This window comes from Pirellulales bacterium (genome assembly GCA_035546535.1).
Lineage (GTDB): Bacteria > Planctomycetota > Planctomycetia > Pirellulales > JACPPG01 > JACPPG01.
The window spans coordinates 23,344-29,896 of sequence record DASZWQ010000025.1 but is presented as its reverse complement, the minus strand read 5'-3'; the positions used below and the strand labels follow the sequence as shown (position 1 = coordinate 29,896).

Sequence of the window (6,553 nt, the reverse complement as noted above, 5' to 3'; positions counted from 1 at the left end):
GCGAATAAAGCATGGCACAATTCCGTTAAACGCACTGTGTGCCCCAAACTGCATCACCGATTCCGGTGCTCGCAGAGCACCCTACCCGCGTTTCACGCTACAGGATGAAGTGACTGAGATCTTCGTCTTGCGTGATCTCGTCGAGCTTGTCGCGGACGTATGCCGCGTTAATCATCACGCGGCCGGTGTGCATATCAGCGGCCTCGAAGTTCAGCTCCTCGAGCAGCCGCTCCATGATCGTGTACAACCGGCGGGCGCCGATGTTCTGCGTCGATTGATTCACCTTGAAAGCGTAATCCGCCAGCGCCTCGACGGCGTCGTCCGAGAAATCGAGCGTGACTCCCTCGGTCGAAAGCAGTGCCGCATATTGCTTCGTGAGCGCGTTCTTCGGCTCGGTAAGAATCCTCACGAAGTCCGCCTTCGTCAGGTCCTGCAGCTCGACGCGAATCGGAAAACGCCCTTGTAGCTCGGGCATCAGGTCGCTGGGATTGGCGCGATGAAAGGCGCCGGCGGCGATGAACAGCACGTGATCGGTGCTGACGTAGCCATACTTTGTCTGCACCGTGGTTCCTTCGACGATCGGCAGCAAATCACGCTGCACTCCCTGCCGCGAAACGTCAGCCCCTTTCGTGTTTTCGCTGGCCACGACCTTGTCGATTTCGTCGAGGAAGATGATCCCCAAATTCTGCGCCAGGTCGATCGCCTTGGCGTTGACCTTTTCCTGGTTGATCATGGCGTCGCATTCTTGCTCGAAAATCACCCGCCGCGCTTCGGCCACCGACATTTCACGGCGGGCCGACTGCTTAGGCAGGATCTTCTCGAACATCCCCTGCAAGTCATCCATTTGCTCCATGCCCATGCCGCTGAGCATCATAGGCATCGAGCGTTGCTCGACCATGAGCTCGACCTTGCGCTCTTCGAGCGCTCCGGCGGCCAGCATCTCGCGCATCTTTTGCCGCGTACGCTCGTAGCGCTCGGGCGAGTCAGGGCTATCCGCGCCAACGTCATAACTCACCGGCGCGGGGGCCAACAAGTCGAGCAGACGCTCCTCGGCGCGGCGTCGCGCTTCCTGCTCGACCTGCGCGCGCTCCGTCTCGCGCACCAGGCCGATAGCGTTTTCGACCAGCTCGCGAACCATGCTCTCGACGTCGCGACCGTAGTAGCCCACCTCGGTGTACTTCGTGGCCTCGACCTTGATAAACGGCGCCCCGGTCAATTTGGCCAGCCGCCGAGCAATCTCGGTTTTGCCGACGCCCGTGGCGCCGATCATCAGGATGTTCTTCGGCGCCACTTCGGCGCGCATATCCTCGGCCACGCGTTGCCGGCGCCAGCGGTTGCGAATCGCTACTGCCACGGCCCGCTTGGCGTCCGCCTGTCCGATGATATGCCGATCCAGCTCGGCGACAATTTCGCGCGGGGTCAGGTCGCGCACGCCAGCACCTCGATCGTGATGTTCGTGTTGGTATAGATGTCGATGCCGGCTGCGATCTCCAGCGCCTGCCGCACGATTTGCTCGGCCGATAGGTCGCTATGTGCCACCAAGGCCCGGGCCGCGGCCACGGCGTAGTTTCCCCCGGAACCGATGCCCAGGACACCGTCGGTCGGCTGGATTACATCCCCGGTCCCCGAGACCAAGAGCGTGCTTCGCGCATCGACCACGGCCAAGAGCGCCTCGAGTCGGCGCAAAGCCCGATCCGTTCGCCAATCCTTGGCCAGCTCGGTCGCGGCCCGCGGCACGTTCGAGGGATAGTCCTTCAGTTTCGCTTCAAACCTTTCGAGCAGGGCGAATGCATCGGCCGCCGAGCCGGCAAAGCCGGTGATGACTTTGCCTTCCATCAAGCGACGAATCTTGACGGCATCCCCCTTCATGATCGAAGAGCCCATCGTCACCTGGCCATCGCCCCCCAGCGCCACCTGGCCGCGATGCCGCACGGTAAGGATCGTCGTCGAACGTGTTTTCATGTTGGTTCGCGCGGGCGAAGGGATTGAGCTGATCGTGCTCGCTGGCATTTTCGTGCATTCTCTCCAAAATCGACGAAGCGCACCAGGGCCCGAAGCACCGCGCGTGACGCCCCCCGCGCCGCTGGCCGCATCCAGCACGATTCGCTAAGCTTTGCGTTATGAATGACGTGCAATCGCTCGCGCGCAGCCCGGAACTGATGTCGGCCTCGGATACCGCGCTATTGGTGGTCGATGTACAAGGCAAGTTGATCACCCTGGTTCCTCAGCACCGCCGCATCATCTGGAATATTCGCCGCCTGATCGACGGCGCGAAACTGCTGGGCGTGCCAGTCGCGGCCACCGAACAATACCCGAAGGGGCTCGGTCCGACGGTTCCGGAACTGGCCTCACTTGTCGGTCCGATTCCGGCGAAAACTGCTTTCAGTTGCTGCGCGTGCTCGGAAATCATGGAAGATTGGCAGCGCACCGGCATCGCCCGCGTGTTGATCACCGGCATCGAAGCCCACGTGTGCGTCCAGCAAACGGCCTTTGATCTGCTGGCCGCCGGCTACCGTGTGTACCTGGCGGTGGATGCGATCGGCGCACGTTTCGATATCGACTATCAGACGGCGCTGCGGCGCATGGACTCGGCCGGCGTCACGTTAACGACGACCGAGGCAGCTTTGTTCGAATGGTGCGAGCGTTCGGGCACCCCGCAATTCAAGCAGATCAGTGCCCTGGTCCAGGAAAAACCGCCGGAATAAGGTTTCCCCCTCCGGCCAGCGTCGACGCCATGATGCCCTGGATCCGGCGCTCCTCATGACATCGATCAAAAACTGACGGGCATGCGAATGGCCCTACACCTTTAATTTTCAGAAGCGGGATCACAGGCGATGACTGACTCGGCAGCAGCAGAATTGAATCCACCGGTTCGAGTACTCCTTGGACCCGGCCCCAGCGATACGCACCCGCGCGTCCTGCGGGCGCTGGCCGCGAACACGGTCGGCCATCTGGATCCTTACTACCTGGAACTGATGAACGGCATGCAGCAGATGCTGCGTACGGTGATGCGCACGCAGAACCGCATGACCATGGCCGTTAGCGCGACCGGTAGCGCCGGCATGGAAGCCACGGTCGTGAATTTGATCGAGCCCGGCGATTCGATGGTGGTGTGCGTCAATGGAGTTTTCGGCGGGCGAATGGTCGACGTCGCCGAACGCGCCGGAGCGAAGGTCACGCGCGTCGATCGTCCGTGGGGCGAGATCTTCGAGCCGGCCTCGCTCAAGGAAGCGCTCGCCAAGGCCAAGCCCAAAGTCGTCGGCATCGTAATGGCCGAGACTTCAACCGGTGCCTGGCAGCCGATCGAAGAGATCGCAAAGCTGGTCCACGACGCAGGCGCGCTGTTGCTTGTCGACGCGGTGACCGCCCTCGGCGGCATCCCGGTCGAGGTTGATCGCTGGCAAATCGATGCTCTCTATTCCGGCACCCAAAAGTGCCTGGGCTGTCCGCCAGGCCTGGCGCCTGTGACCTTCAGCGAGCGGGCAATGGAAGTTGTCCTGGCACGCAAGACCAAGGTGCAGAGCTGGTATCTCGACGTATCGATGCTCGCCAAGTACTGGGGGCAGGAACGCGTCTACCACCACACGGCGCCGATCAATATGACCTACGCCCTGTACGAGGCGCTACGTGTGATCCTTGACGAAGGGCTCGAGGCATGCCACGCCCGGCACATGCTGAATCACCGCGCCCTGAAGGCGGGGCTGGGGGCCATCGGAATTCGTTATGCGAGCGCCGAAGGGCACCAGTTGCCCATGCTCAACGCCGTGTGGGTTCCCGAGGGAATCGACGATGCCAAGGTGCGCGGAGCGCTCCTCAAGCGATTCGGCATCGAGATCGGCGGCGGACTGGGAGATTTCAAAGGCCGCGCGTGGCGCATTGGGCTGATGGGGCACAGTTCACGGGCGAATAACGTACTGCTACTTTTGGGCGCGCTAGAGCAATTGCTAGCCGAACAGGGACTGAAATTCGAGCACGGCGCCGGTATCGCCGCTGCCAACGTCGTCTATCAGGAGTCGGAGAAGTAGGGTCACCGTTGGGTGCGCAGGTGCTAAACGCCGATCGACAAGGCCCCCTTCCAGCGCAACGCATCCCTCCCATTTTTACAGCGACAACCCGCCGTCAAGTCACGAGGGTTTGAGGCGGGATCGGCACTTCGTACGTTGATTCCCCGATGCTCCGACGGTCGCTTGCCGGTACGCTGCCGACCGACTTTGACCGGACAGTTTTTGGCCGAAAACTTCGCTTGCTCCACGGCGACAGCGTCGCTATGCTTTCGCTGCCAGCTTGGTGTGATTACGGGAGCCGAACCGGGGACTGCGGCGCCGTGGCATGTCGGCCAATGACATGTACGGCTAGCAACTGCGAAGGGAATTACGCATATGCTTGTCTTATCTCGGAAGGTGGGCGAGCGCATCGTCGTCGGGGACAGGATCACGATTACCGTGGTCCGGATGGGCCAAGGGAACGTGCGCATTGGCATCGATGCTCCCGGCGATATGGCGATCGTGCGCGAAGAATTGCTACACGGCCCCGTTAAAGATGAAGCGCAGATGGTTGACGAGGCCATCGAGCTGTGCGACGCCACGCTCAGCAGCTAATCGTTTCCCGCTGCTTTGTCTTCCGCATGATTCCGTTGCGGGCCGTGGTTTGCTCGCAAGCGCGCTCAGCGTGTCTGCGTCTGTTCTTCCTCGGCTGTCTCCTCGTCGGAAAGCATCGCCGTGCGCCCGGCGCCGCCGTGGCGCAGATCGAGTTCTCTCGCCCGCACCGCGCCCCCTGAAAGCGTCGGCTTGCCGAGGAACTCCTTGAGGGCCGCTACCTTCTGTTCGATATCCGGCTCGCTGGCTTCCCGCCCTCCCGGCGCATGGCCCCAGATGATGCGGTCCTTGGCTCGACTGCTGGCCGCCCGTGGAACCAGCTCGAACAGTATTTCGGGCGAGCCGGTGGCCATCACGGCAATGTGATCGAGCCGTAATTCTTCCCAGCAATCAACCAGCGCCGCGGCGATCTCGGCGCCGCCGACAACATGTAGATCGCCCCAGGGCATTCCGACCAGTCCCGCGGGCACGGTCGTAATCCCGGCCAGCCGAGGATAACTGCGTGCCTCGGCCGGTGAAAAATCATCGCGAGGTAGAAGGACGCCCTCGACGTCGACAGGAAAAACTCCGCCCGGAACTTCCACCATGCACACGGGACGCCGATAAGTCAGCTCGACCTGGACCGCCGCGCCACGAATGCTCACGCGATCGACCTTCGCCACCCACGGATGCAGCGCAAACGTCTTCGCGATCTGTTCCGCGAGATGGGGGTCGTGCAGCCACACGTCGTTCTCAAAACCACCTTCGCGAAAGACCTCTTCGCGCACATCCTTGCGAATCCATTTCGGCTGCGGGCTGACCGAAAGCTGATCGAGCGTGAGGCGAAAGGAATCGTGCCGCAGGACGTCATGCGCCACGGCCTGCCAGGCGAGGTAGATGCCGCCACCAACCGCGCCCGCGGCGATCAACGCCAGCAAGCACCGCCGCACATAAGCGCGCCACGCTTTGCCGCGGCTCGCGTCGGGCTTCTTCGCTTCGGAAGGCTTCGATGGGGTCATCGCGTCACCTCGCTCGTTGCCAGGCAATCCTCTAACATCCACTCGCACAGAGACGACAGATTCATGCCGGCGCGTGCTGCGGCCTTGGGCGCCAGGCTGTGCGGCGTCATTCCGGGAATCGTATTCACTTCGAGAACCCATACGCGTGCCATGCGGTCGAGCATCAAATCGACCCGCACCAGGCCCGAGGTGCGGAGGGCCTCGGCCGCGGCCACCGCCGCGCGCTCAATTTCGGCCACGGTTTCCGGAAGCAACCCGGTGTCGAAGATATGCTCGGTCATCGCGCATTCGTATTTGGCTTCGTAATCAAAAAGCCCGCCTGGCGCGACCACTTCCACCATCGGCAATGTTTGGCGACCGAGTACCGCGACGGTAAATTCGCGTCCGACAATGAACGGCTCGATCAATACGAAATCGTCGAACGCCGCGGCGGCCGTCACGGCGGCCAGCAGTTCATCGGCCGTCCGCGCCAAACCCAGCCCCAGGCTCGAACCCTGACTGTCGGGCTTTACGATCAGCGGAAATCGCAGCGCGGCGGTCTTGGCGGCCACGTCGGCCGGAGAATCGCCCCGGTGTACGAGCACATAGGGCTGCGTGGGCACGCCGACCTGAAAGAAGCGTTCCTTGCTCGCGCTTTTGCACATGGCCAGACACGAAGCGCTGGCCTTGCTGCCCGTAAACGGCACGCCGAGTGCCGCCAGACGGCGCTGGATCTGTCCGTCTTCGCCGGCGCCGCCGTGCAGGGCCAGAAAGCAGGCGTCGTGCTCGTGCCACGGAAACTGTTCGAGCACGACGGCGGCGGGATCGCAGAGCGTGACGTGATGCCCGGCCTCGCGCAAGGCCCGAGCGACTTGCTCACCACTGGCCAGGCTTACCGGGCGTTCGGCGGAATCGCCGCCGGCCAGCACCACGATGCGCAGGCCGGATTGTGTCGACACATGAAACATCGAGCCATCCTCC

At 62.5% G+C, this 6,553-nt stretch carries 7 protein-coding genes; 3 read left to right on the top strand and 4 right to left on the bottom strand.

Annotation, left to right across the window (positions count from 1 at the left end; all coding sequences use genetic code 11):
* Positions 1-97 precede the first annotated feature (97 nt).
* Together hslU and hslV are read right to left on the bottom strand one after the other, a co-directional pair.
* Complete coding sequence (gene hslU / locus VHD36_03275; protein HVU86315.1) at positions 98-1,432, bottom strand: ATP-dependent protease ATPase subunit HslU; 1,335 nt, start codon at positions 1,430-1,432, stop codon at positions 98-100.
* A complete protein-coding gene (hslV, locus tag VHD36_03270) occupies positions 1,420-1,962 on the bottom strand; it encodes an ATP-dependent protease subunit HslV (GenBank protein ID HVU86314.1) in 543 nt (180 codons plus the stop codon). Before hslV ends, hslU begins: the two co-directional genes overlap by 13 nt.
* Before the next feature lie 158 nt (positions 1,963-2,120).
* Between hslV and VHD36_03265 the strand changes: the two genes are divergently transcribed.
* The 3 genes from VHD36_03265 to VHD36_03255 all read left to right on the top strand — a co-directional run bounded on the left by VHD36_03265 (position 2,121) and on the right by VHD36_03255 (position 4,598).
* On the top strand, positions 2,121-2,705 hold the full coding sequence (locus VHD36_03265; GenBank protein HVU86313.1) for a hydrolase: 585 nt from the start codon (positions 2,121-2,123) through the stop codon (positions 2,703-2,705).
* Positions 2,706-2,834: 129 nt separating this feature from the next.
* Positions 2,835-4,025 (top strand): alanine--glyoxylate aminotransferase family protein, encoded by a 1,191-nt coding sequence (locus VHD36_03260; GenBank protein HVU86312.1) that lies wholly within the window; start codon positions 2,835-2,837, stop codon positions 4,023-4,025.
* A 354-nt stretch (positions 4,026-4,379) separates the two neighbouring features.
* Positions 4,380-4,598: a carbon storage regulator gene (locus VHD36_03255; protein ID HVU86311.1), complete on the top strand. Its 219-nt coding sequence runs from the start codon at positions 4,380-4,382 to the stop codon at positions 4,596-4,598.
* Between the two features lie 65 nt (positions 4,599-4,663).
* Here VHD36_03255 and VHD36_03250 read toward each other — a convergent pair whose 3' ends face one another.
* On the bottom strand, positions 4,664-5,593 hold the full coding sequence (locus VHD36_03250) for a hypothetical protein (protein ID HVU86310.1): 930 nt from the start codon (positions 5,591-5,593) through the stop codon (positions 4,664-4,666).
* Positions 5,590-6,540, bottom strand: a complete 951-nt coding sequence (locus VHD36_03245) for a D-alanine--D-alanine ligase (protein ID HVU86309.1) — start codon at positions 6,538-6,540, stop codon at positions 5,590-5,592. Before VHD36_03245 ends, VHD36_03250 begins: the two co-directional genes overlap by 4 nt.
* Between the last annotated feature and the right edge of the window lie 13 nt (positions 6,541-6,553).

Coding starts and splice junctions, on each gene's coding strand:
- hslV (HVU86314.1), bottom strand. CDS start 1,962: ATGAAAACACGTTCGACGACGATCCTTACCGTGCGGCATCGCGGCCAG.
- VHD36_03245 (HVU86309.1), bottom strand. CDS start 6,540: ATGTTTCATGTGTCGACACAATCCGGCCTGCGCATCGTGGTGCTGGCC.
- VHD36_03250 (HVU86310.1), bottom strand. CDS start 5,593: ATGACCCCATCGAAGCCTTCCGAAGCGAAGAAGCCCGACGCGAGCCGC.
- VHD36_03260 (HVU86312.1), top strand. CDS start 2,835: ATGACTGACTCGGCAGCAGCAGAATTGAATCCACCGGTTCGAGTACTC.
- VHD36_03265 (HVU86313.1), top strand. CDS start 2,121: ATGAATGACGTGCAATCGCTCGCGCGCAGCCCGGAACTGATGTCGGCC.
- VHD36_03255 (HVU86311.1), top strand. CDS start 4,380: ATGCTTGTCTTATCTCGGAAGGTGGGCGAGCGCATCGTCGTCGGGGAC.